Origin of the sequence: Massilia sp. CFBP9026, from assembly GCF_034045165.1 — a bacterium.
Classification (GTDB): domain Bacteria; phylum Pseudomonadota; class Gammaproteobacteria; order Burkholderiales; family Burkholderiaceae_D; genus Telluria; species Telluria arenae.
Genome location: NZ_JAXCWH010000003.1, coordinates 350,869 through 376,125 on the forward strand (window position 1 = coordinate 350,869; position 25,257 = coordinate 376,125).

At 62.6% G+C, this 25,257-nt stretch carries 18 protein-coding genes; 6 read left to right on the forward strand and 12 right to left on the reverse strand.

Translation table 11 applies throughout. The features are described from left to right. Positions 1-121: 121 nt before the first annotated feature. The 8 genes from SOM28_RS09960 to SOM28_RS09995 form a co-directional block, all read right to left on the reverse strand. Entirely contained in the window at positions 122-1,351 is a 1,230-nt protein-coding gene (locus SOM28_RS09960) for a tetratricopeptide repeat protein (protein WP_123068878.1), read from the reverse strand. Positions 1,352-1,421: 70 nt separating this feature from the next. Beyond that, positions 1,422-1,853 carry an ExbD/TolR family protein gene (locus tag SOM28_RS09965; protein WP_183407367.1) on the reverse strand — a complete coding sequence of 144 codons (432 nt, stop codon included), beginning with the start codon at positions 1,851-1,853 and terminating at the stop codon, positions 1,422-1,424. Positions 1,854-1,932: 79 nt separating this feature from the next. Then, a complete protein-coding gene (locus SOM28_RS09970) occupies positions 1,933-2,349 on the reverse strand; it encodes an ExbD/TolR family protein (RefSeq protein ID WP_123068877.1) in 417 nt (138 codons plus the stop codon). Between the two features lie 3 nt (positions 2,350-2,352). Then, on the reverse strand, positions 2,353-3,288 hold the full coding sequence (locus SOM28_RS09975) for a MotA/TolQ/ExbB proton channel family protein (protein WP_170976733.1): 936 nt from the start codon (positions 3,286-3,288) through the stop codon (positions 2,353-2,355). Between the two features lie 84 nt (positions 3,289-3,372). Next, entirely contained in the window at positions 3,373-4,035 is a 663-nt protein-coding gene (locus tag SOM28_RS09980) for an energy transducer TonB (protein WP_123068891.1), read from the reverse strand. Positions 4,036-5,000: 965 nt separating this feature from the next. Continuing rightward, positions 5,001-6,527 (reverse strand): SpoVR family protein, encoded by a 1,527-nt coding sequence (locus tag SOM28_RS09985; protein ID WP_123068875.1) that lies wholly within the window; start codon positions 6,525-6,527, stop codon positions 5,001-5,003. Positions 6,528-6,562: 35 nt separating this feature from the next. Next, on the reverse strand, positions 6,563-7,834 hold the full coding sequence (locus SOM28_RS09990; protein WP_320468005.1) for a YeaH/YhbH family protein: 1,272 nt from the start codon (positions 7,832-7,834) through the stop codon (positions 6,563-6,565). A 189-nt stretch (positions 7,835-8,023) separates the two neighbouring features. Continuing rightward, positions 8,024-9,946, reverse strand: coding sequence for a PrkA family serine protein kinase (locus tag SOM28_RS09995; RefSeq protein WP_123068873.1), 1,923 nt, complete (start codon positions 9,944-9,946; stop codon positions 8,024-8,026). Positions 9,947-10,563: 617 nt separating this feature from the next. On the opposite strand from SOM28_RS09995, the gene SOM28_RS10000 reads away from it, so the two are divergent. The 4 genes from SOM28_RS10000 to SOM28_RS10015 are packed head-to-tail and all read left to right on the forward strand — an operon-like array spanning position 10,564 to position 15,934. Continuing rightward, complete coding sequence (locus SOM28_RS10000) at positions 10,564-11,571, forward strand: adenosine deaminase (RefSeq protein WP_123068890.1); 1,008 nt, start codon at positions 10,564-10,566, stop codon at positions 11,569-11,571. 22 nt (positions 11,572-11,593) lie between these two features. Next, entirely contained in the window at positions 11,594-14,125 is a 2,532-nt protein-coding gene (locus SOM28_RS10005) for an ABC transporter permease (protein ID WP_123068872.1), read from the forward strand. 54 nt (positions 14,126-14,179) lie between these two features. Next, a complete protein-coding gene (locus tag SOM28_RS10010) occupies positions 14,180-14,605 on the forward strand; it encodes a group II truncated hemoglobin (RefSeq protein WP_123068871.1) in 426 nt (141 codons plus the stop codon). A gap of 9 nt (positions 14,606-14,614) precedes the next feature. Continuing rightward, entirely contained in the window at positions 14,615-15,934 is a 1,320-nt protein-coding gene (locus SOM28_RS10015; RefSeq protein WP_320468006.1) for a DNA recombination protein RmuC, read from the forward strand. Between the two features lie 149 nt (positions 15,935-16,083). Here SOM28_RS10015 and SOM28_RS10020 read toward each other — a convergent pair whose 3' ends face one another. The 4 genes from SOM28_RS10020 to SOM28_RS10035 all read right to left on the reverse strand — a co-directional run bounded on the left by SOM28_RS10020 (position 16,084) and on the right by SOM28_RS10035 (position 22,881). Further along, positions 16,084-16,323, reverse strand: coding sequence for a helix-turn-helix domain-containing protein (locus tag SOM28_RS10020; protein ID WP_320468007.1), 240 nt, complete (start codon positions 16,321-16,323; stop codon positions 16,084-16,086). A gap of 142 nt (positions 16,324-16,465) precedes the next feature. Then, positions 16,466-18,349: a molybdopterin molybdotransferase MoeA gene (gene moeA, locus SOM28_RS10025; RefSeq protein ID WP_320468008.1), complete on the reverse strand. Its 1,884-nt coding sequence runs from the start codon at positions 18,347-18,349 to the stop codon at positions 16,466-16,468. Between the two features lie 11 nt (positions 18,350-18,360). After that, positions 18,361-19,473, reverse strand: coding sequence for a GTP 3',8-cyclase MoaA (moaA, locus tag SOM28_RS10030; RefSeq protein WP_320468009.1), 1,113 nt, complete (start codon positions 19,471-19,473; stop codon positions 18,361-18,363). Positions 19,474-19,689: 216 nt separating this feature from the next. Next, positions 19,690-22,881, reverse strand: coding sequence for an Rne/Rng family ribonuclease (locus tag SOM28_RS10035; RefSeq protein WP_320468010.1), 3,192 nt, complete (start codon positions 22,879-22,881; stop codon positions 19,690-19,692). Positions 22,882-23,540: 659 nt separating this feature from the next. On the opposite strand from SOM28_RS10035, the gene SOM28_RS10040 reads away from it, so the two are divergent. Both SOM28_RS10040 and SOM28_RS10045 read left to right on the forward strand, forming a co-directional pair. Further along, a complete protein-coding gene (locus tag SOM28_RS10040; RefSeq protein ID WP_183407470.1) occupies positions 23,541-24,524 on the forward strand; it encodes an RluA family pseudouridine synthase in 984 nt (327 codons plus the stop codon). A gap of 60 nt (positions 24,525-24,584) precedes the next feature. Beyond that, a complete protein-coding gene (locus SOM28_RS10045) occupies positions 24,585-25,244 on the forward strand; it encodes an HAD-IIIA family hydrolase (protein WP_320468011.1) in 660 nt (219 codons plus the stop codon). Positions 25,245-25,257 lie beyond the last annotated feature (13 nt).

Consider the following 25,257-nt stretch of genomic DNA (forward strand, 5'->3'; position numbering starts at 1 on the left):
TCCCCGCGCAGGCGGGGACCCAAGCTTGTCAGCGCAGCTACTTCGTTGGACCGAAGTGGGCTGCGCGAAACCTTGGGTCCCCGCCTGCGCGGGGACGACGGGGTAATGCCGCTGTTGCTGATTAGCTCAGCGGATTGTTGATCGCCAGGATCCAGTAGCGGGCCAGTTCGGCGGTGCCGTCCTTGCCGCCCACGGTCTTGAGCGTGGCGATGGCTTGCTGCTTCTTGCCGGCAACAGCGTAGGCTTCGCCCAGGCGCAGCTTGGCGTCTTCAGGGTTCTTCAGGCCGCCGGCCTTGATCGCCGCATCCATCATCTTGAGGCCCTTGTCAGCCTGGCCAGCCTGCACCAGTGCGTAACCCAGGCCCACCAGCGAATCCTGGTCCTTGACCGCGGTGTGCTCGGCTTCCAGCGCAGCGAAGTTCTTGTTCTGCTCTGCCAGGTTCTTCTCGGCCAGGTCCTTCAGGCGCTGGTGACGCGCGGCGTCGGTGCCGGTGCCCAGGGCGCCGGCCTTGTAGCCCTTGTCGATGATCTTGAGCGCTTCGGCCGGGGCTTTCGCCTGCAGCACCAGCTGGGCCATTTCCATGTACTCGCTTGGCTTCTTGAGCAGGTTGTTGGCCAGCTTCAGACGGTACACGTCGACGTTCAGGCGCTGCGAGTAGCCTGGCTGACGCTGCACGCGGTTCAGCAGGTCGGTCCAGTACTGGGCCTTCGGATAGCTGGCGGCCAGCTTCTCGATGGTGCGGACGTAGCCGGCGGTATCGTTCTTCTTGAGCTGGATATTGGCCAGCATGCCGAGCTGGTCTTCGCTCAGGCGGCCGCTTTTCTCGATGGTGCGCAGTTCTTGCTCGAGGGCAGCGGTGTTGCCTTGTTTGTAATAGTTCTGCAGCAGGTAAGCGCGCAGTTTTGGATCTTCTTTCTGCTTGAGCAGGGTCTGGATGGTGCTGTTCGCCTTGTTCAGGTCGCCTGCACGCATATAGATACCCACCAGGCCTTCGGCGAATTGCGAACGCTCGTTGGCGTTCAGCTTGCCGGACGCGAGCAGGGCTTCAAAGGATTTGGCGGCAGTATCGTAATCGCCGGCCGACGATGCTGCCCCGGCGCGCACGCGCTCGATCAGGTAGCTTTCATTGGCGGTCTTGTTGCCCACCTTGTCCAGTCCGCGCAGGGTAGCCAGTGCTTCTTTGTGCTTGCCCTGTTTCATCTGGGCCTGGGCTTGCTGCAGCGGTTTGCCAATCTCCGGGCGCATCGCTTCCTGCGCGACGGCGGAAGACAGGCCGATTACCGGGGTGAGCGCGGTAAAGCCCAGAGCGGCCATTGCAAGGCTGAGGTGAGCGAGACGGAACTTGATCATCTGAAAAATCCTTATTTCAAAATGGACACGGCAGGGATAGCCCTGCCGTGTTGGTCAAAACATGGAACGATTACTGGAACTGCTCGTTACCGACCATGCCGATTTTGGTGACGCCAATACGCTGGGCAGATGCCATGACACCGGCAACAACCTTGTACTCTACCAGCTTATTCGGACGCAGGTGCACTTCGGGCTGGTCAGGGATGGCGGCAACAGCGTTCATCTTGGCTTCCAGCGCAGCGCGGTCCGGCACAACTTCGCCATCCCAGAGGATGGTACCGTCGAAGTCGACGTCGATCGTGATCACGACAGGCTTGATATCGCTCAGCGGCGGGTTACCAACTGGCATGTTCAGATTGACCGAGTGATCTTGCTTCGGAATTGTAATAATCAGCATGATGATAAGAACGAGCAAGACGTCGATCAGCGGCGTCATGTTCATTTCCATCATCGGTTCCGGATCCGCATCCGCTGCGGAGCCTCCACCTACGTTCATACTCATGGTGTGTCCTTATCAAATGTTGGGGAGAAGGTTACGGCGCCCGGCCCGAAAGCCAGGCGCCGCGTGCAGCGCTATCAGCTTATTGCGGCTGAATAACGAAACCAACCTTCTGCACACCAGCACGTTGTGCCGTGTAAATGACCCGGCCGATTGCTTCGTAGCGGGCTTCCTGGTCGCCACGAACTTTCACCGCCGGTTGCGGCACTTTCACCGACTGCTCCGCGAGGAACTTGAACAGCTCGTCCGTGTTCGCGAGGTGAGTCTGGTTGTAGTACATCTCACCGTCTTTATTGACGGTGATATTGACGTCTTCCGGTTTGGACAGGGTGACCTGGTTCTCTTCTTCAGGCAGCGTAACTTTCTGAAGATTCAGAACCACCGGGCTCGTGATCAGGAAGATGATCAGAAGAACCAACATGATGTCAACGAGTGGCGTCGTGTTGATCTCTGAATTCAGTGCATCTTCGCCGGAATCGGAACCGACACTCATCGACATAATTTATCCAATCTTTTTAGCTTGTGCAGCTGCGTTCGAGGTCGACATTGCGCCCGAGATCAGCACCGAGTGCACGTCAGCCGAGAACGAACGGACTTCTTCCAGCACGGTCTTGTTACGACGCACCAGCCAGTTGTAACCCAGGACGGCAGGAACTGCAACGAACAGACCGAAGGCGGTCATGATCAGTGCTTCACCGACTGGACCTGCGACCTTGTCGATCGAGGCGTTACCCGACATGCCGATGGCGGTCAGTGCGTTGTAGATGCCCCAGACGGTACCGAACAGACCGATGAACGGCGAGGTCGAACCGACGGTTGCCAGGAACGACAGGCCATCTTGCAGACGCGACTGGACGCGGTCGACCGAACGCTGGATCTGCATGGTGACCCAGGTCGACAGGTCGATCTGCTCGAGCAGGGCGCCGTCGTGGTGCTGGGTAGCCTTGGTGCCGGTTTCAGCGATGAAGCGGAATGGCGAACCTTCTTTCAGCTGAGCCGAACCAGCAGCGATCGACGGTGCTTTCCAGAACTTGGCTTGCATGTCTTTAGCTTGACGCATCACTTTTTGCTGATCGATCAGCTTGGTGATGATGATGTACCACGAACCGATCGACATCAGCGACAGGATGATCAGGGTGCCCTTGTTGACGAAGTCGCCGTGTTCCCACATGGCTTGCAGGCCGTACGGGTTGTAGACTTCTTCGGTCTGCTCGCCACCTGGAGCAGCGGCTGGCGCGCCAGCATCTGCAGGAGCAGCAGCGTCAGCAGGAGCAGCAGCTGGATCGACAGCTGGTGCAGCTGCGTCGGTCGCCACTGGAGCCGCGTCGGCTGCCGGGGTTTCTTGAGCGAAGGCCGGGGCCGAGACCAGAGCCGATGCTGCAGTAACCGACAACAGGACAGCCGCCAGGAAAGCGGACAAACGGGTATTCTTAAACATGCTTCCTCCAAAGATATTAAATAGACAGTTCGCTGAACTAATGACAACGACAATCAAAATTTGAGACGGTGTTCTGCCTCGGTTTTATTCCAGCGTCCAGACGTACTGCACCGCTGTCCACGCCTGTTCCGGCTTGCCATCAATCATGGCGGGCTTGAATCGGCATTTGCTCAGAGCCGATTGCGCGGCCCGGTCCAAGTCACGGAAGCCACTCGACTTCGCCAGCTTGGCTTCGATCACCCGACCATCGACACCGATCAGGAACTGCAGGGTCGTGGTACCGGTTTCTTCATTGCGCTGCGACGAACGCGGATATTCCGGACGTGCGCAAGTATTAAAGTCAGCGACTGCCTCGGTGCGGCTAGGACCACGTGCCGGCGGTGCCGGCGGAGCCGGAGGTGCTGGCGGTGCCGGCGGAGCCAGCTGGGTGGTTGGCGGCGGCGTGTTGGTCGCGGTAGCGATCGTGTTTTGCGGTGGCGGCGGTTGCTGCACCTGCACTTCGACCGGCGGAATGAACGGCGGCGGCGGCGCTTTCATTTCTGGCGGCGGCGGCGGCGGCGGAGTTTCCGGCGGCGGTGGCGGCGCGGTCTCTTCAATCAGCTTGGTTTCCACAGCTTCGGTCACCGTGGTGACAATCCGGGTCCCCAGGCCAGCCACGAGTGCCCATCCCACGAGAATGTGGAAGATGAGGACAACGATGAATCCTGTGAGATTCTTCCCGGGTTGCTTCTCATTCGAAAAATTCATGCCATATTTCTCCAATACCAACTCTTTTTTGTTGCTACCAAACCCACTAAACACGACAAAAGCCTAGAGCCGCATCCGGGACATCGAAGAATTATACCTACGAATTCTTTTTTGCACATACATTTTTACAGCACCGAAAGGTGCGCTAACTACCTGTAAATGCAGGCAAACAAGCTCATCTATACAAGCCTGGCGAGGTCGATTTGAGGGGTTCGGAAGGCCGGAAAATGTGTAGTTTTATGTATCGATTCTCCTCATCGCGTGGAAGATCAGTGCAGATGCCATATTCACCAAATTTCTGACGCTAAATCAGCAAGTTGGCGAATTTCATATGACACCACAATGACCTTTCTGCAAACAATAGCCTATTCTCATCAGTCCCCGGCTTCCTGCATTGTCCTGGAAGTCGTCCCGAGTGTACATACGGTATAGATAAAAGCGATACCCGTTATTGCGTTTGAGCTGCCTCAACAGAGCGTCAGTTGATGACTTCGGCTTGACAGGAATGAAAGCTGCGCACTCCTACACCCTGAGAGACAAACTATATTACTCAGTTAGTGCTAGACCCTTCACCGACAAATTGCCATGTCGTGGTTGTGACAGCGCTAACATGTGATGTCGCGAACATACCATGAAATCTGTATGTTGGCGATAGCGGACGAGCGTAATTGAACATGCATAAGCAAGGCAAGGTGCTTCTACCCCGCATCGGGCGCGGCGAGGCTGAGTGGAAGGGGGCATGGTGGCGCGGGCGACCGTGGCTGCTGCGAGTTGTCGAGGCCCAGTAGGGTGGACGGCTATGCCGTCCACGCGTCCAACCCAAGCCGCAATACCGAATGGCACGTTGTGGTTGAACGCGTGGACGGCTTAGCCGTCCACCCTACGACTGCGGCAGCTAATCGTTATCGCCGCAGTGACAGGCCGCGGTGGCGAACCGCGGGGCGTCAAGGCAGGCGCGGAGTCGTTCAGCGCCCGCGCTTCTCGCGCCGGCACTCGAGGAAGCTGACCACGTGCCCGGCCGGATCGGCCGTCTCCAGTCGCACGTCGAAGCCCCATAGCCGGGCCACGTGCTTGAGCACTTCTTGCGCCTGTCCGTTGAGCGGGCGGCGGTTGTATTGCGTGTGGCGCAGGGTGAGGGCGCGGTCGTCGCGTGTATTGACTTGCCAGACCTGGATGTTCGGCTCGCGGCTGCCCAGGTTGTATTGCTCGGCCAGCTTGTGGCGCACGTAGCGGTAGCCGGCTTCGTCGTGGATGGCCGAGATGGTCAGCTTGTCGCTGCGGTCGTCATCCAGCACGGCAAAGAAATGAAAGTCGCGAATCAGCTTGGGCGACAGGTACTGGGCGATGAAGCTCTCGTCCTTGAAGTTGCGCATCGCGAAGTCGAGCGTCTTGAGCCAGTCGCTGCCGGCGATGTCGGGGAACCAGGTTCGGTCTTCATCGGTCGGGTTTTCGCAGATGCGCCGGATGTCGGTCATCATCGCGAAACCGAGGGCATAGGGATTGATCCCGCTGTAATACGGGCTGTTGGCCGGCGGCTGGTAGACGACGTTGGTATGGCTTTGCAGGAACTCGAGCATGAAGCCGTCGCCGACGATCCCCTCTTTATACAGGTCTTGCAGGATCGTGTAGTGCCAGAAGGTGGCCCAGCCCTCGTTCATCACCTGGGTCTGGCGCTGCGGATAAAAATACTGCGAAATCTTGCGCGTGATCCGCACCAGTTCACGCTGCCAGGGTTCGAGCAGCGGCGCGTACTTCTCGATGAAATACAGCAGGTTTTCCTCGGGCTCGGGCGGGAAGCGGTGGGTCGGCGCATCCGCCGCCGCCTGTTCTTCGCGCTGGGGCAGGGTGCGCCAGATCGAGTTGACCTGGGATTGGGCGTATTCCTCGCGTTCCTTGGTGCGCGCCGCCTCTTGCGCCACCGACAGCTTGGCCGGCCGCTTGTAGCGGTCGACGCCGTAGTTCTGCAGCGCGTGACAGGAATCGAGCAGCTCTTCGACCGCATCGATGCCATAGCGCTGCTCGCACTCGGCGATATAGTTCTTGGCAAACACCATATAGTCGACGATGGCGTCGGCATCGGTCCAGCTGCGGAACAGGTAATTTCCCTTGAAGAAAGAATTGTGGCCGTAGGCGGCATGGGCGATCACCAGCGCCTGCATCGTCAGGCTGTTTTCTTCCATCAGGTAGGCGATGCAGGGATTCGAGTTGATGACGATCTCGTAGGCCAGTCCCATCTGGCCGCGGCGGTAGCTCTTCTCGGTGCTGAGGAAGTGCTTGCCGAACGACCAGTGGTTATAGGAGACCGGCATGCCTACCGAGGTGTAGGCATCCATCATTTGCTCTGCGGTAATGATCTCGAGCTGGTTCGGATAGGTGTCCAGGCCGTAGCGCTTGGCCACCCGCTTGATTTCTTCGTGTGCCTGCTCGATCAGGTCGAAGGTCCACTCCGACTGTTCGGGCAGGGCGCGCGGATTGCTTGGATCTCTTGGCATGGGGCGCCTCGCTGTGAATGCATCTGTTCCGCAGGCTATTTGGCCTGCTTCTTGAACAGTTCCCGGAAGACCGGGTAAATATCGGCCGGGGTCACGATCTTTTGCATCGCGAAGTTGCGGTGCTGGGCGGCGACGTCGCAGTATTGTTCCCACAAATTCTGCGGCGGGCCATCGGTGATCTCGACATAGGTGTAATACTGCACGCGCGGCATGATCGCGCTGGTGAGAATCTGCTTGCACAGCACCGAGTCGTTATCCCAGTTGTCGCCGTCCGAGGCTTGCGCTACATAGGCGTTCCAGTCGGCGCTGCCATAGCGTTCGGTGATCACCTTCTGCAGCAGGTGCAGGGCCGACGACACGACGGTGCCGCCCGACTCGCGCGAATGGAAGAACTCGTTCTCGTCGACCTCGGCCGCCGCCGTGTGGTGGCGGATGAAGACGACGTCGATCTTTTCGTAGACCCGCTTGAGGAAGAGATACAGCAGGATGAAGAAACGCTTGGCCGTATCCTTGCGCGTCTCGTCCATCGAGCCCGATACGTCCATGATGCAGAACATCACGGCCTGGGTGCTGGGCTTGGGGACCTTGATCCGGTTTGAATAACGCAGGTCGAACGGATCGATGAAGGGGATGGCATTCAGACGGATGTGCAGGTGGTGGATGCGGTCCTTCAGCGCGACCACCTGTTCGTCGTCGGACGGCGCACCTTCGTCGAGCAAGGCCTGCAGCGCTTCTTCCGCCTCGGCCAGCTGGCGCCGGGCAGGACCACCGACGGCGATGCGGCGGCCCAGGGCGCCGCGCAGCGAGCGCAGCACGTGGATGTTCGAGGGCGTGCCGGACACGTTGTAGCCGGCGCGCTGGTTCTTGTATTCGATGGTCTGGGACAGTTGCGTCTTGACCATGTTCGGCAGCTCGAGATCCTCGAAGAAGTAATTCATGAACTCTTCGCGCGACAGCTCGAAGATGAAATCGTCCTCGACGGTCTGGTCGCTATTGCCGGCGCGGCCGCGCCCGGCGCCGCCACCGCCGCCGCGGGGGCGGTTGAGCTGGTCGCCTTTTTGATATTCGGTATTGCCGGGGTTAACGGTTTCATACACGCCGCCATGGGCGTGGCCGAAATGCGGTTCGTTCACGTCCTTGACGGGAATGGTGACTTTTTCACCGTTCTCGATGTCGGTGATCGAGCGGCCCTTGATGGCGCGGCCGACAGCATCCTTGATCTGCGCCTTGTAGCGGCGCAGGAAACGTTCGCGGTTGACCGCTGACTTGTTCTTGCCCTGCAAGCGACGGTCGATGAGGTAAGTCAAAACAGGCCTCCTGCTCTTAATAAGCGCGGAACTGGCGACATGTAGCGCTTGTCGCTGGCGCTTCGGCGCCGTCGCATGCGACGGCACCCCTATCTTAATACGCTGCGCGAACGAGCGTGCGACGCACGCGCAGCGTCGCGTGTTGCCGGCGGCGGCCTGCGGCGAACCGGCAACACGCTAGCTCCCCCGTTACGAGGATTTCCGCACGCGCAGATACCATTCGCACAACAGACGCACCTGCTTCGGTGTATAGCCTTTCTCTACCATGCGGGCGACGAAGTCGGCATGCTTGTTCGCATCCTCGGCACTCGCTTTTGCATTGAAGGAAATTACCGGCAAAAGTTCCTCGGTATTCGAGAACATCTTCTTCTCGATCACGCTGCGGAACTTCTCGTAGCTGGTCCAGGCCGGATTCTTGCCGGCATTGGTGGCTCGCGCCCTGAGGCTGAAGTTGACGATCTCGTTGCGGAAATCCTTCGGATTCGAGATTCCGGCCGGCTTTTCGATCTTTTCCAGCTCGGCGTTGAGCGATTCGCGGTCGAAGCTTTCGCCGGTATCCGGATCGCGGAACTCCTGGTCCTGGATCCAGAAGTCGGCGAAGGTCACGTAGCGGTCGAAGATGTTCTGGCCATACTCGGAATAGCTTTCCAGGTAGGCGGTCTGGATCTCCTTGCCGATGAAATCGACGTAGCGCTGCGCCAGGTGCTCCTTGATATAGGAGAGGTAGCGCTGCTCGGTCTCGGGCGGGAACTGTTCGCGCTCGATCTGCTGTTCGAGCACGTACAGCAGGTGCACCGGATTGGCCGCCACTTCGGTATTGTCGAAGTTGAAGACCTTGGACAGGATCTTGAAGGCGAAGCGGGTCGACAGGCCGTTCATGCCTTCGTCCACGCCGGCATAGTCGACGTATTCGTGCAGCGACTTGGCCTTGGGATCGGTGTCCTTCAGGTTGTCGCCATCGTAGACCAGCATCTTGGAGAAGATGCTCGAATTCTCGGGATCCTTCAGGCGCGACAGCACGGCGAACTGCGACATCATGCGCAGGGTGCCGGGCGCGCACGGCGCCTTGTCGAGCGAGGAGTTGCGCAGCAGCTTGTCGTAGATCTGGATTTCATCGGACACGCGCAGGCAATACGGCACCTTCACGATATAGATACGGTCGAGGAAAGCCTCGTTGTTGCGGTTGTTGCGGAAGGTCTTCCACTCGGATTCGTTCGAGTGCGCCAGCACGATGCCGTCGAAGGGAATCGCGCCGAAGCCTTCGGTGCCCTTGTAGTTGCTCTCTTGCGTGGCCGTCAGCAGCGGATGCAGCACCTTGATCGGCGCCTTGAACATCTCGACGAATTCCATCAGGCCCTGATTCGCCAGGCACAAGCCGCCGGAATAGCTGTAGGCGTCCGGATCGTCCTGCGGGAAATCCTCGAGCTTGCGGATATCGACCTTGCCGACCAGCGAAGAGATGTCTTGGTTGTTTTCGTCGCCCGGTTCGGTCTTGGAAATCGCGATCTGTTTCAGGATCGATGGATAGCGTCGGACGACGCGGAATTTTTCGATGTCGCCGCCAAATTCGTGCAGGCGCTTGACGGCCCACGGACTTGGAATGGCGCGCAGGTAGCGGCGCGGAATGCCGTAGTCTTCTTCGAGGATGGTGCCGTCTTCTTCTTCGCTGAACAGGCCCAGCGGCGATTCATTTACTGGCGAGCCCTTGATCGCATAAAAGGGCACGAGTTCCATCAGGCTTTTGAGTTTCTCGGCGATCGACGATTTGCCGCCGCCGACCGGACCGAGTAAATACAGGATCTGCTTGCGCTCTTCGAGTCCTTGCGCCGCATGGCGGAAATAAGACACCACCTGTTCGATCACTTCTTCCATGCCGTAGAACTCGCGGAAGGCCGGATAGATCTTGATCACTTTGTTGGCGAAGATGCGCGACAGACGCGGATCGAGGCGGGTATCGACCAGGGTGGGTTCGCCGATGGCGGCCAGCATGCGCTCAGGCGCGCTGGCATAGGTCAGCGGGTCTTTCTTGCACAGTTGGAGATATTCCGTCAGGGAGTATTCTTCTTCCCGAGTACGCTCATAGCGGGCCGCGTAGTTTTCAAAGATGCTCATTGAAGTTCCTTTAATGTGCCAACAACGAATCACTGTCACAGCAGCTACTGTCGAAGCTGCCCGGGGCCCCGGTTACTTTGTCGCGTACTCCCTGTTCGGTCGTCACGTGCCGCGCCGGGATGGCCGGCGCCGTTTGTGGAATTCACGTGCGATTGCTTTTGTCGATTCGGCGGTTCGCCAAGGCGGTGCGCCAAATCCTCGCGTGGTGGAGAACGCTTTTTTTGCGTTTATGAAATTTATTATGTGCCTATTAGTTTCCGAAGTCAAAGCAGTGTCGTGCAAGCTGTTGAGGCGGTACCAAGTGCTTGATTCAACTATCGAAAGTCGGTTTTTGCGGGCGTCGCGGCGGCCCAAGGAAGGTGGGACCGGAACACGGCGTCGAGGCCGGTTTGAACGAAAGAACGGCGTGCCGGCGGCACCTCCATTTTCTTCCGTTGTGCGCCGATAGTGCACGAACTGCTCAACACGCGGCGCACGCGAATCGTGCATGTCATAGAGCCGAACGCAGCCATTTTCGCCTTGCCGCAGGCGGAAAGCGCGCATGCGTTACACTTGCCGGTCGGGTCGGAGTGACCCGCACAATTGAATATTTACTGATGTACCTGTTGGAGAAAACCATGCTCGACGAACGCCTGCGCAAGCTGCTGCGAAACATGCCCAAGGCAGAACTGCACATCCACATCGAGGGCTCGCTCGAACCGGAACTGATTTTTGAGCTTGCGCAAAGAAACGGCGTCGACCTCGCCTATAGCTCGGTCGAAGCGTTGCGTGAGGCCTACGCTTTCACCGATCTCCAATCTTTCCTCGACATTTATTATGCCGGCGCCAGCGTGCTGCTGAAGGAACAAGACTTCTACGACATGACCGCGGCCTATCTGGCGCGCGCCCATGCCGACAATGTCCGCCACGCCGAGATCTTCTTCGATCCGCAAACCCATACCGCGCGCGGCGTGCCGTTCGAGACCGCCATCAACGGCATCTGGCGCGCCTGCCAGGACGCGCCGCTCAGCGCCAGCCTGATCATGTGCTTCCTGCGCCACCTGTCCGAAGACGAGGCGCTCGCCACGCTCGAAGAATCGCTGCCGTTCCGCGACAAATTCATCGGCGTCGGCCTCGATTCTTCCGAAGTCGGCCACCCGCCCGAGAAATTCGCGCGCGTATTCGAGCGCGCCCGTGCGCTCGGCCTGCGCCTGGTCGCGCATGCGGGCGAGGAGGGTCCGCCGGCCTATATCGAAAGCGCGCTCGACGTGCTCAAGGTCGAACGCATCGACCACGGCGTGCGCAGCCTGGAAAGCCCGGCCCTGGTCGAGCGCCTGGCGCGCGAGCAGATGGCGCTCACCGTATGCCCGCTGTCGAACATCAAGCTGCGCGTGTTCGACGTGATGGGTTCGCACAATCTGCGCACGCTGCTCGACGCGAACCTGGCGGTGACCGTCAACTCGGACGATCCGGCCTATTTCGGCGGCTACGTCAACGAGAACTACTTCGCTGCCTTCGACGCGCTGCCGCTGGATGAAAGCCATGCGCGCCAGCTGGCGCGCAACAGCTTCCAGGCCGCCTTCGTCGACCCGGAGCGCAAGCGCGCCTTCCTCGCCGAAGTCGACGACTTCTTCGCCAACGCCTGACCTTTAAGAACGGAGCGGATCCATGTTCGTCCAGGCTCTTCGCATGACGGCGCGCGACTGGCGCGCCGGTGAGCTGCGCTTCCTGCTGGTGGCGCTGATTGTCGCGGTTGCGGCTTTGAGTTCGGTCGGCTTCTTCATCGACCGCATGCGCTCGGGCATGGACCGCGACGCCCACCAGCTGCTCGGCGCCGACCTGCTGGTCAATACCGACGACCCGGTGCGCCAGGCGTGGCGCGACGAAGCCCTGAAACGGGGCCTGCTGCTGGCCGACACCGTCACCTTCCCGAGCATGGCGCAAGCCGGCGAGGGCGACGACTCGCTGGCCCAGCTGTCGTCGATCAAGGCGGTATCTCAAGGCTATCCACTGCGCGGCCAGGTGAGCATCACGACCGATCCCGTCGCCGCCGGCGGCGCCCAGGGCACGCCGACACGCGAGGTGCCGGCGCGCGGCACGGTCTGGGTCGATCCCGGCCTGCTGCCGCAGCTGCGCACCGAGGTCGGCGCCACGCTCACGCTGGGCAACAGCCAGTTCCGCATCGCCCAGCTGATCGCCACCGAACCCGATAAAGGCGCCTCGTTCGCCAACTTCGCGCCACGCGTGATGCTGGCGCTGGAAGACCTGCAAGCCACCGGCCTGGTCGACGACTTCGCGCGTGTGAGCTTCCGCCTGATGGTCGCATCGAAAGACGCGAACGACATGGCCGCGGTGCGCGACTACGAACAGTGGATACGCGCCCAGATCCGCACCGAGAATATCAAGGGCGTGCGCATCGAGACGCTGGAAAACGGCCGCCCCGAGATGCGCGCGACGCTCGATCGCGCCGGCCTGTTCCTGTCGCTGGTGGGCTTGCTGTCGGCGATGCTGGCGGCGGTCGCGGTGGCGATGGCGGCGCGCCGCTTCATGGGCCGCCACCTGGACGCCTGCGCCATGCTGCGCTGCCTGGGCCTGACCCAGAACCAGGTCACCGTGCTGTACCTGCTCGAATTCGGATTCATCGGTCTGCTGGGGAGCGCGCTCGGGGTGCTGGTCGGCTTCGGCGCCCACTTCGTGCTGCTCGAGATGATCGCCTCGCTGATCAAGACCGATTTGCCGCCGGTGTCGATGCTGCCCGCGCTGCAGGGCGTGGCGACGGGGTTGATGCTGCTGGTCGGCTTCGCGCTGCCGCCGATTCTCCAGTTGCGCAACGTGCCGCACAACCGGGTGATCCGGCGCGAGCAGGGCGCGCCGCAGCCGGCCGCGCTGGCGACCTATGGCCTGGGCATCGGCGTGTTCTTCCTGCTGCTCCTGTGGCAAGCGGGCGACCCGACCCTGGCCCTGATCACCGCCGGCGGCTTCCTGGGCGGCTTCGCCTTCTTCGCCCTGGTGGCCTGGCTCGGCCTGCAAGGACTGCGCCGGATGCGCGGCGCCTTCCAGCACCAGGCCTGGCGCTTCGCCGTCAACTCGCTGCAGCGCCGGCCCGGCGCCACCGTGGTGCAGGTGGTGTCGCTGGCGCTGGGCCTGATGGCGCTGCTGTTGCTGACCGTGGTGCGCGGCGACCTGATGTCGGCCTGGCAGCTGGCCACGCCGGCCGATGCGCCGAACCGCTTCGTGATCAACATCCTGCCCGAGCAAAAGCAGGGCGTCGAAGGCCAGCTGATTGCGGCCGGCGTCAAGGAACCGGTGCTGTATCCGATGATCCGCGGCCGCCTGACGGCCATCAACGGCGACGCAATCACGCGCGACACCTTTGCGGACGGCGAGGCGCGGCGCCTGGCCAACCGCGAATTCAACCTCTCGACCACGGATGTGCTGCCGCAGGCGAACGAGGTGGTGCAGGGCGAGTGGTTCAAGGACGCGCCGGGCGTGGCCGAGGCCTCGGTCGAGCAGAGCATCATGGAGCGCCTGGGCCTGAAGCTGGGCGACAGCATGCGCTTCGACATGGCGGGCCTGCTGGTCGAGGCGAAGATAACCAGCGTGCGCAAGCTCGAATGGGGCTCGATGCGCGCCAACTTCTTCGTCATCATCAATCCGGCGGCGATGATGGACGCGCCGACCACCTATATGACGGCTTTCCACGTGCCGCCTGAAGGCGCGAACCTGGGCAATGCGCTGACCCGCAATCATCCGAACCTGACCGTGATCGACGTCTCGGGCATCATCCGCCAGCTGCAGGACGTGCTGGACCAGGTGGTGACGGCGGTCGAGTTCCTGTTCCTGTTCACGCTCGCTTCCGGCGTGCTGGTGCTGTATGCGGCGCTGATGGGATCGCAGTCCGAGCGCACGCGCGAAGCCGGCTTGCTGCGCGCGCTGGGCGCCACGCGCCAGCAGCTGGCGCAGGCGCAGCGCATCGAGTTCGTGCTGGTGGGCGGCCTGGCGGGCCTCTTGGCGGCGAGCGGCGCGGCGGCGCTGGGCTGGGCTCTGGCCACCTACCAGTTCAAGTTCCCATGGGTGTTCGAGCCGGGCGTATGGATCGCGGGCCTGTTCGTCGGCGCGCTGTGCGCGATCGTGGGCGGCTGGTTGGGCCTGCGCGGGGTATTGCGCCAGCCGCCGCTGCAGACGTTGCGCGAAGCATAAGCGACGATGGCACGGCCGCGGACAAGGTCCGTGGCCGTGCGCTATCATGATGGGATGTCCGAACACAACACCGAAACACAGACCGACGTGCAGGCCGAACCCCAGACCCTGTACGAGATGATGGGCGGCGGCGAGCGCTTGCGGGCGCTGGTCGACCGCTTCTATGACCTGATGCAGCTGGAGCCCGATTTCGCCGGCATCCACGCCATGCACCCGGTGCCCAACGACAGCTCGCGCGAAAAGACCTTCATGTTCCTGTCCGGCTGGATGGGCGGTCCCGACCTGTACATCGAACGCTATGGCCACCCGCGCCTGCGCGCGCGCCACCTGCCGTTCGCGATCGGCAGCGCGGAGCGTGACCAGTGGCTGCGCTGCATGGCCTGGGCCATGGAAGACCTGGGCTACGACGACACGCTGCGCGTGCGCATGATGAATTCCTTCTTCCAGACCGCGGACTGGATGCGCAATAAACCTGACTGATTGTCACCCATGACCGTTGCCGAAATCCTCATCCTGGTCGGCCTCGTCATCGTGGCCGGCCTGCTGGTCGCTGTCCTCGTGCGCATGCGCGGCAATGGCGACGGCAACCACGTCGAACGCCTCGAGCGCGAACTGCGCCAGGAGCTGCAATCGAGCGCCCAGGCTACGCGCCAGGAACTGTCCTCTCATTTGGCGCAGTATCACAATGCCACCGTCCAGCAACTGGACAGCATGCGCCAGCAGATGCAGCTGCATTCCAGTAGCGGGCGCGAAGAGCAGGCACGCGCTCTGAAACGCTTCGCCGACACCTTGCAGCAGACGCTGGGCAATCTCACCGAATCGAACGCCCAGCGCATGCTCGAGGTGCGCACCACGCTGGAAACCAAGATCCGCGACCTGCAAACCGATAACGCCAAGCGCCTCGAAGAGATGCGCCAGACGGTCGACGAAAAACTGCATGCGACGCTGGAGACGCGCTTGAGTGAATCGTTCCGCCAGGTGTCGGAGCGGCTGGAGAAAGTGCACCAGGGCCTGGGCGAGATGCAGCAGCTGGCGATCGGCGTGGGCGACCTGAAGCGGGTGCTCACCAACGTCAAGACCCGCGGCACCTGGGGCGAGGTGCAATTGGAAATGCTGCTGGAGCAGGTGCTCACTGTCGAACAGTATGCGAAGAACGTCGAGACGGTGGCCGGTTCGAACGCGCGGGTCGAGTTCGCGATCAAGCTGCCCGGCGTGGTCGACGGCGGTGCGCCGCTTTGGCTGCCGATCGACGCCAAATTCCCCAAGGAGCAGTACGAACGCCTGCTGGCGGCCGCCGACGTCGCCGATGCCGATGGCGTCGCGCGCGCCGGCGCCGAGCTGGAACGGGCGGTGCGGAGCGAAGCGCGCACCATCTGCGACAAATACGTGTCGCCGCCTCAGACGACCGACTTCGCCATCCTGTTCCTGCCCACCGAGGGCCTGTACGCCGAGGTGATGCGCCGTCCCGGCCTGGCCGACGACCTGCAGCGCACCTTGCGGGTGACGATCGCGGGTCCGTCGACCCTGGCCGCGCTGTTGAACAGCCTGCAGATGGGCTTTCGCACGTTGGCGCTCGAAAAGCGCTCGTCCGAGGTGTGGCAGGTGCTGGGGGCGGTCAAGACCGAGTTCACCAAATTCGGCGACGTGCTGGCGACCACCAAGCTGACGCTGGAGAAAGCCGCCAAGAACATCGAAAACGCCGAGGTGCGCAGCCGTCAGATGGCGCGCAAGCTCAAGTCGGTCGAGGCGCTGCCGAGCGAGGCGGCACAGTTGATGCTGGGGCCGGATGGCCTGGAGCGGGACGACTGACGCTCGGTGGGTCTGGCGCTCTCAATGAGATGCGCCGAGCATGTTGGTGCATAGCTTTTTGGTGAGCGATCCCGTGACGCGACGCGCCGTTACACGGTGGCCCGGCATCAATATGGGGAGCGTTTGGGGCCATGCGGACTTGGTCACGATTAGCGTTTCCGGATGATGAGATCGAGGCCCAGCAAGTTGAGGACGTCGATCACCTTCTGCGCCTGGACCGTTTCCTTGCCGTGTTCGAGGTCGATGATGAACCTGTTGCCAAGTCCCGCCAGACCCGACACATCTTCTTGTGTCATTTTCTGGGCCTTGCGTGTTTGCCGGATCAGTTTGCCAAGTTCACCTACCGATGTAATGGAGATCTCATCAACGGTATTGCGGGGCATCTCCATACCTTTTCCTTTCAACCCGATCGGTAAGATTTGAAGTAATTATGCCTGAAAATTGGGCGAAAATCACCGATCGGTAAGGATTGCTATGATCTTGAGCAAAAAGCGACCGTGCAATACCGATCGGTAAGATTTTTTTATTGTTTTAGAACAGGCCCTCGAACGGCAGAATATCCACCATCTCCCCCGCCGCGACACTGCCTTGCCCATCATGCAGCACCACCATGCAATTCGCCTCCGACATCGAGCGCAGGATGCCCGATCCCTGCGACCCGGTGATGCGCACTTCAGGCTCCCCGTCCGCCCCGCGCGCGACGATGCCGCGCTGGTATTCGGTACGCCCCGGTTTCTTGCGGATCGCCTCGCTTGATCGCGCACGCAGCAGCGGCAGCGGCGCCTCGGCGCCCATCATGCGCAGCAGCGCCTCGCGTGCGAAGAAGTAGAACGACACCATCACCGCCACTGGATTGCCCGGCAGGCCGAATAGAAAGGCGCTGCGGCCGTTGGACGATACCCGCCCGAAGGCCAGCGGCCGGCCCGGACGCATGCCGATCTTCCAGAACGTCACGTCGCCCAGTTCGGCCATTACCTGCTTCGTGTAGTCGGCCGCGCCCACCGAGACGCCGCCCGAGGTGATGATCGCGTCGGCGTTTTCGCAGGCGGTGCGCAGCGCTTCTTCCAGCGCCTCGGGACTGTCGCGCACCACACCCATGTCGATGATCTCGCAACCCAGGCGGGCCAGCATGCCGTAGATCGTGTAGCGGTTGCTGTCATACACACAGCCTTCGTCGAGCTTCTCGCCGATCGAGCGCAGCTCGTCGCCGGTCGAAAAGAAGGCGACGCGCAGGCGGCGCTGCACGGGAATCTCGGCGAAGCCGAGCGAGGCGCACAGGCCCAGGTCGGCCGGACGGATGACGCGGCCGGACTTCAAAGCGGCGCTGCCGGCCTTCAGGTCTTCGCCGGCCAGGCGGCGATTGTCGCCGGCGCGGATGGCGCCGGCGCGCAGGGTGACCGTGTCGTCGGTCGTGCTCTCGGCGAATTCTTGCGGCAGCACGCTGTCGCAGCCGGCCGGCATCACGCCGCCGGTCATGATGCGCACGCATTCGCCAGGCCCTGGCGTGATGTCCAGTGGCTTTCCGGCATAGGCGATGCCGACCACCTTCAAGGTGACGGTGCCGTCGGCCGGCAGGTCGCCGCCGCGCAGCGCGTAGCCGTCCATGGCCGAGTTGTCATGCGCCGGCACGTTGATCGGCGAGACCAGGTCGCGCGCCAGCACGCGGCCGAGCGCAGTGCGCAGCGCGACCATCTCGACCGCGCGCACCGGTTGCACGAAGTCGCGGATGATGCGCTGGGCATCCTGCACGCGCAGGGCGTCCGGATCGTAGCCGTTGATGCAGCTCGCGACCTGGGCCAGGCTGGCAGGGAAGGGCGGAGAAGAATCGTCCAGCCCGCGCAGCTCGTCCAGCGTATTGATGTTGCGGAAGGCGTCGGCATCGTCGAAGACCACTTCGACCGCCTTCAGGTCGCGGTGCCAGCCGTCGACGCGGCGACCGCCCTCGGCAAGATAGGCCGACAGCTGCGGCAGGCGGTCCACACGCACCAGGCAGAACACGGGATGCGGCTGCGGGCGCTGGCCGGCTTCCTGGGTCGCGGCATAAGCGACGTCGGCATCGGCTTCCTCCAGCGCGGCGAACAGGCGGGATGCCAGGTCGGCCGGGAGGAAGGGCGAATCGCAGGGGACGGCCAGCAGGTAGGGCGTGGCGCAGTGACGCAGCCCGGTTTCAAGGCCGGCCAACGGCCCGGCATAAGGTTCCACCCCGTCCGCGATCTCATCCGGCAACACCATCGCGTCGAATGCACGATAAGTGTCGAGATTGCGGTTGGCGCTGATCGCCACCGGCCCGACCTGCGGCCGCAGGCGCGCCAGCACGTGCTCGACCATGGTGCTCGACCGGAAGGGCTGCAAGCCCTTGTCGACATTGCCCATGCGCGAGCCGCGACCGCCCGCCAATACCAGTCCGCTGATCATCCCTTGTTCCATCATCCGCCTATATAGGACATTTCAACCTTGCGCGCCCCGTCGCGCTGCCCGATGCCGGTCTGGGCCGTACGTGTCTCGGAATAGCGGTCGGCGCGTCCGCGCCACAGCTGGGCGATGGCGCCCGACAGCTCGAGGTCGCTGCGATCGGCGCGCAGCAGCGCGCGCAGGTCGTGGCCGCGGGTGGCGAACAGGCAGGTGTAGAGCTTGCCCTCGGTTGACAGGCGCAGGCGCGAACAGTCGCCGCAGAAAGCCTGGGTGACGCTCGAGATGACGCCGATCTCGCCGCCGCCGTCCACGTAGCGCCAGCGCGACGCGGTTTCGCCGCTGTAGTTGGCCGCGACCGGTTCGAGCGGCAGCTCGGCCGAGATGCGCCGCACCACTTCGTGCGACGGCACGACGTCGCGCATATTCCAGCCGTTCGAGGCGCCGACGTCCATGAATTCGATGAAGCGCAGGATGGTCGGCGAGCCCTTGAAGTGGCGCGCCATGGGCAGGATCTGGTCGTCGTTGGTGCCGCCCTTGACCACCATATTGACCTTGACCGGCCCCAGGCCGGCCGCATGGGCGGCGTCGATGCCGTTCAGCACGTCGGCGACGGCGAAATCGACGTCGTTCATGCTGCGAAACACCGTGTCGTCCATCGCGTCGAGCGAGACCGTGACGCGGTCCAGGCCGGCGTCCGCAAGAAGCCGGGCCTTGCGCGCCAGGATCGAGCCATTGGTGGTCAGCGTGAGGTCGAGCGGACGGCCGCTCGGCGTCGGCAGTGCGCGCAGCATCGCAACCAGGCGCTCGAGGTTCTTGCGCAGCAGCGGCTCGCCGCCGGTCAGGCGCAGCTTCTCGACGCCATGCGCGATGAACAGCCGCGCCACGCGCGTGATTTCCTCGAACGACAGCAGGTCGCCGTGCGGCAGGTACTGGTAATCCTTGTCGAACACTTCCTTCGGCATGCAGTACACGCAGCGGAAGTTGCAGCGGTCGGTGACCGAGATGCGCAGGTCGTGCAGGGGCCGGCCGAGGGCGTCGGTCAAGAGGCCGGTCGGAGCTTCGGGCACGGCCGGGACCTGCAGCGCGGATGATCGCAGGTCATTGATCAGAATGATTTTTTCAGCCATTTCAGTACGATAGCACGGTGCTGATGAAGCTGCCCGTATCGCTAGGGGAATGGGGGCAATGGCTTGATCCCGTTTAGCTAAGTGACAAATTTTTCGCTAGCCCAAAAACGTCGTTCCCGCGAAGGCGGGAACCTAAGTTTGCAAGCGTTACCACAGTGCTTGAAACTTGGGTTCCCGCCTGCGCGGGAACGACGGCGGGTGTAGCTGACTACCGGATTACTGGCGCGTCGTATCGACCTGCACCAGCGGCTCGTCGACCGGCACGACCACTGCCTTGCGGGCGCGGCCGAGGCGGACCGGGGTTGCCACTGCGGCTTCCTGGGCGGCGCGCAGTTTTTCAGGGTCGGTCGCTGCCAGTTGCAGGCCGGCCTGGGCCAGCACGTCGTCCAGCTTGGCCGGTGCTTCGACAGGCGCTGCCGGCGCTGCCGGAGCAGCAGCCAGCGCGGCGCCAGGCGCCGGTGCGCTGACTGCAGGCACGGCGGCTGGCATCGGCGCGACGGTGATGGCCGGTGCGGCTGCAGGAGCCGTCTCGACCGCCGATGCGGCGACCGGTGCAGCCACCGGCGCGGTGTCGACCACCGGAGCGGGTGCTGGCGCCTGCTCGACCGGAGCCGGGGCAGGTGCAACTGCCGGGGCCGGCGCAGCTGCAGGTGCAGGCTCGGCGGCGGCACTTGCCGCAGCCACCGACGCAGCCGTCGGGAACATGTTCTGCTGAGCAGCGACCGAAGCCGCAGTCGGGAACGGGATCTGCTCGGCAGCTACTGGCGCCGGTGCGACCGGAGCAGCAGGTGCTGGAACTGGCGCAGGTGCAGGTGCAGCAGCCTTCTCGGCCTGCGCTTTCTCAGCCGCCACCGACGCCGAGGTCGGGAACGGCCATGCATCCTGGGCAGTGGCGCGCGCCGGCTTGGCCTTCGCGGCCTTGGCGGCAGCGGCAACCTTGGCCGCTTCTTCATCGGCGACCGGGGTGAATGCCGGCGCTTCGTCCGAACCTTCCAGCGCCTCGCTGCCCTCGACCTGGTCACGGTCGCGGCGATTGCGGTTGCGGCCGCCACGGCGGCGGCGGCGGCGTGGCTCGTCGCCGTCGCCTTCGCCATCGATTTCTTCGCCATCCGGGCCGATCGTCGTCACCGACTTCACGACCTGCTGCACGATTTCCTGGCTGCCTTCGGGACCGGTCGTGCTCACCGAGACGACCTCGGTGGAGACGACCTGGCTCACGCTCACTTCATCGAGCTTGGCTTCGATGGCCTGGGTGGTGCGTTCGGTACGCTCGGTACGCTCGCGCGGCTGGCGTGGCTGGCGCTCCTTGCGCTCAGGACGCTCGGTGCCTTCGACACGCGGTGCGCCTTCGACCAGCTCGCGCGGCTCACGCGGCTCGCGTGGCTTGCGCTCGCGTGGCTGGCGTGGCTGGCGGCCTTCGCGGGTTTCATCGGACTGTGCGCCAGGTGCGCCCTTGGCGACTTCCTCGCCCGGCGCGCCCTTGGCGACGGTGGTGGCAACCGCGTCGCGCTCTTCGCGCTCACGGCCCGGCTTGGCGCCGCGTTCGCCGCGTTCGCCATTGCGGCCGCCGTTGCGGCCACCCTTGTTGCGGTTATTGCGGTCGCCGCGCTCGGCCGGCGCAGGCGCGGCCGGCTTCTCGGCCACGACTGGCGCCGGAGCCGGTTCTTCCGGCTTGCCGAAGAAGAAGTCGCGCAGGCGGCCGAAGAAGCTTTTCTCGGCTGGCGCAGGAGCGGGAACGGCGGCCGGAGCGGCGGCGGCTTTCGCCGGCTTGGCCGCTTCGCTGCGGTCGACCACCGGGGCCGGCTGGGCCGGGGTGATGGTCTTGACCACGGCTTCCTGGCGCGGCTTGGCTTCTTCTTTCTGGCGCTTGGCGTAGGCCATGTCGGTGTCGGCGGTCTCGGCCATCGCATAGCTGGCGTGCGCGTCTTCCAGGCGCGGATCGTCGTGCTTGATGCGCTCGAGCTTGTAGTGCGGGGTGTCCAGATGCTTGTTCGGGATCAGGATCACGGTGATGCGGTGGCGGTTCTCGATCTTGAGCACTTCGCCGCGCTTTTCGTTCAGCAGGAAGGCGGCGACGTCGACCGGCACCTGAACGTGGATCGCGGCCGAATTCTCTTTCATGGCCTCTTCCTGGATGATACGCAGGACTTGCAGGGCCGACGATTCGGTATCACGGATGTGGCCGGTGCCCGAGCAGCGCGGGCAGGTCACGTGCGAGCCTTCCGACAGCGAAGGACGCAGGCGCTGGCGCGAAAGCTCCATCAGGCCAAACCGCGAAATCTTGCCCATCTGGACGCGGGCGCGGTCGTGGTGCAGGGCGTCCTTGAGGCGCTGCTCGACTTCGCGCTGGTTCTTGGCCACTTCCATGTCGATGAAGTCGATCACGATCAGGCCGCCCAGGTCGCGCAGGCGCAGCTGGCGGGCGACTTCGTCGGCCGCTTCGCAGTTGGTGTTGAAGGCAGTGGTCTCGATGTCCGAGCCGCGGGTGGCGCGGGCCGAGTTGACGTCGATGGAGACCAGGGCTTCGGTGTGGTCGATCACGATCGCGCCGCCCGATGGCAGCGGCACGGTGCGCGCGTAGGCGGTCTCGATCTGGTGTTCGATCTGGAAACGCGAGAACAGCGGCACGTCGTCGCTATAACGCTTCACGCGGTGCGCCATGTCGGGCATCACGTGGCTCATGAACTGCTGGGCCTGTTCGTAGATCTCGTCGGTGTCGATCAGGACTTCGCCGATATCGGGCTGGAAGTAATCGCGGATGGCGCGGATGACCAGCGACGATTCCTGATAGATCAGGAAAGCGCCGGCGGACGACTTGCCGGCGCCTTCGATTGCGCGCCACAGCTGCATCAGGTAGTTCAAGTCCCACTGCAGCTCTTCGACGTTGCGGCCGATGCCGGCGGTGCGGGCGATCACCGACATGCCTTGCGGCAGGTCGAGCTTGTCCATGGTTTCGCGCAGTTCCTGGCGCTCTTCGCCTTCGACACGGCGCGACACGCCGCCGCCGCGCGGATTGTTCGGCATCAGGACCAGGTAGCGGCCAGCCAGCGAGATGAACGAGGTCAGGGCGGCGCCCTTGTTACCGCGCTCTTCCTTCTCGACCTGGACCATGATTTCCTGGCCTTCGCGCAGCGCTTCCTTGATGGTGCAGTTGCGGACGTCGACGCCCTCGCGGAAATACGTGCGGGCGACTTCTTTGAAGGGGAGGAATCCGTGGCGGTCTTCGCCGTAGGAGACGAAGCAGGCTTCGAGGGAGGGTTCGATGCGGGTGATGACACCCTTGTAGATATTGGACTTGCGCTGTTCGCGACCGGCAGTCTCGATATCGATGTCGATCAGTTTTTGACCGTCGACAATCGCTACGCGCAGCTCCTCTTGCTGCGTAGCGTTAAACAACATGCGTTTCATTTTTATAAACTCCGCGACCCGTGGGCCGTGTGATGGCCGCCCTCGCGGGCGGCGCAGCTACAGGGATGTATGCGGGGATGGGAGTTCAGGAGGGGGAATGCCCGTAGCGTGCGATACAGCGAGAAAAACCGCTGCCGCAACAGGGCGCTGTGGGGTCGAACGTCATTGTCTACGCACGCCGCGACCTCAGCCGGCCGATTGCCACCACGTTGGGGTTGGCACAGCGGCGAACGAAGGGGGCGTGCTAACAGCCAGCCGGATCGATGCCAGCAACCGTCCAGGACCTGGAGGCGAAAAGACAGCCTTGCTCAAGTCATGAGGATGGTTCTGCATCGAGCCCGGCGAAAAACGACAAGCGTTATCGACACCATCACCCGGCAAGCAAGATCTGCTTGCCGGTACTTATCCTTAAGAATCCTGACAATCCAATCCTGCATCCTTGCGCGCAACCCGATTACAACTGCAGGTGCAACCCTGATCGGCGCGAGGATGTGCGTACACATTTCTTTCCATCGAATTTGCAATGAGCAGGGCCGATGGAGCGCGCCCCTGTGTAAAATATCGTTTTAATTCTTACACCAGCAGAGGTTTGACCGCCGCCTGTCGATTATATATTCAAAATGAAGGACTTACAGAGAATTTCTGGGAAGACAGAGCGAATGGCGACCCAAAACGATGTTGTTTCCCCTTCATCACAACAGGCTCTGCAGGCGCAGTTCGTGACAATCGGCGAAGAAGACGCCGGACAGCGTATCGATAACTACCTGTTGCGTGTCTGCAAAGGCGTACCGAAGAGTCATATTTACCGCATCCTCCGTTCGGGCGAGGTCCGTGTCAACAAGGGCCGCATCGACCAGCTGTACCGGCTGGCCGAGGGCGATACCGTGCGCATCCCGCCGATCCGCATCGCCGAAAAAGCCAATAACGACACCGTGCCGGGGACCGAATTCCCCATCGTGTTCGAAGACGCGCACTTGCTTGTCATTAACAAGCCGGCCGGCGTGGCCGTGCATGGCGGCTCCGGCGTGTCCTATGGCGTGATCGAGCAATTGCGCGCGGCGCGGCCGGACGCCAAGTTCCTGGAACTGGTGCATCGGCTCGACCGCGAGACCTCGGGCCTGCTCCTGATCGGCAAGAAGCGCAGCGCGCTGACGAACCTGCACGACCAGATGCGCGACGGCACGACCGACAAGCGTTATTTCGCGGCCGTGAAGGGCGACTGGCAGAACAAGCGCCAGCACGTCAAATTGCCGCTGCATAAATACACGACGGCCGATGGCGAGAAGCGGGTCGTGGTCCAGGCCGGTGGCCAGGAGGCGCACACCATTTTCAACTTATTGAAAAAATGGCAGCATTTCGCCTTGCTCGAAGCCGAGCTCAAGACCGGCCGCACGCACCAGATCCGGGTCCACCTGGCATCAAGCGGCTTCCCGATCCTGGGTGACGAGAAGTATGGCGACTTTGCATTCAATAAACAGTTGCACAAGGCGGGTCAGGGACGCGGGGCGCTCAAGCGCATGTTCCTGCACGCGCACCAGATTACGTTCACCCACCCGGACAGCGGCGAGCGGATGACCTTGCGCGCGCCGATGCCGGAAGAGTGCGAGCGGTTCTTGGTAAGCTTGGGGGGTGCAAGTGCGTGATATAAGCTTGCGCACGACCAAAAAACTACGGAGACAGGCGCCCTGGGCCGCCGCTAACTAATGGCAAGAAAACAATTTGACCTGATCGTGTTCGACTGGGACGGCACGCTGATGGACAGCACGGCCGCCATCGTCAAGTGCATCCAGGCGGCGGCGCGCGACCTCAGCCTGCCGGTTCCGAGCGACAGTTCGGCTGCCCATGTCATCGGCCTCGGCCTGGCTGAGGCGATGCAGGCGGTGATGCCCGACATCCAGCCGGCCATGTACCCGCGCATGGTCGAGCGCTATCGCTATCATTTTCTGACCAAGGATCACGAACTGGTGCTGTTCAAGGGCGTTCGGGAGATGTTGGCCGATCTTAATAACGAGGGTTACTTTCTGGCCGTGGCCACGGGCAAGAGCCGGGTGGGCCTCAACCGGGCCCTGAACGCCACCGGCCTGCTGTCGATCTTCGACGCTACACGTTGCGCGGATGAGACATTCTCGAAGCCCCATCCCGCCATGCTGCAAGAACTGACCCGTGAGCTGGGCCAGGACCTGCGCCGCACCGTGATGATCGGCGACACCACCCACGATCTCCTGATGGCGAACAATGCCGGCGCGTCCGGCATCGCCGTCGAGTTCGGCGCACACCCGGTGTCCCAGCTGCAAGCCTGCCATCCATTGTTCTCGGCGCGCTCGATCCCCGAGTTGCATGCCTGGCTGCTCGAGCATGCCTGAGCCAGGAAGTTTG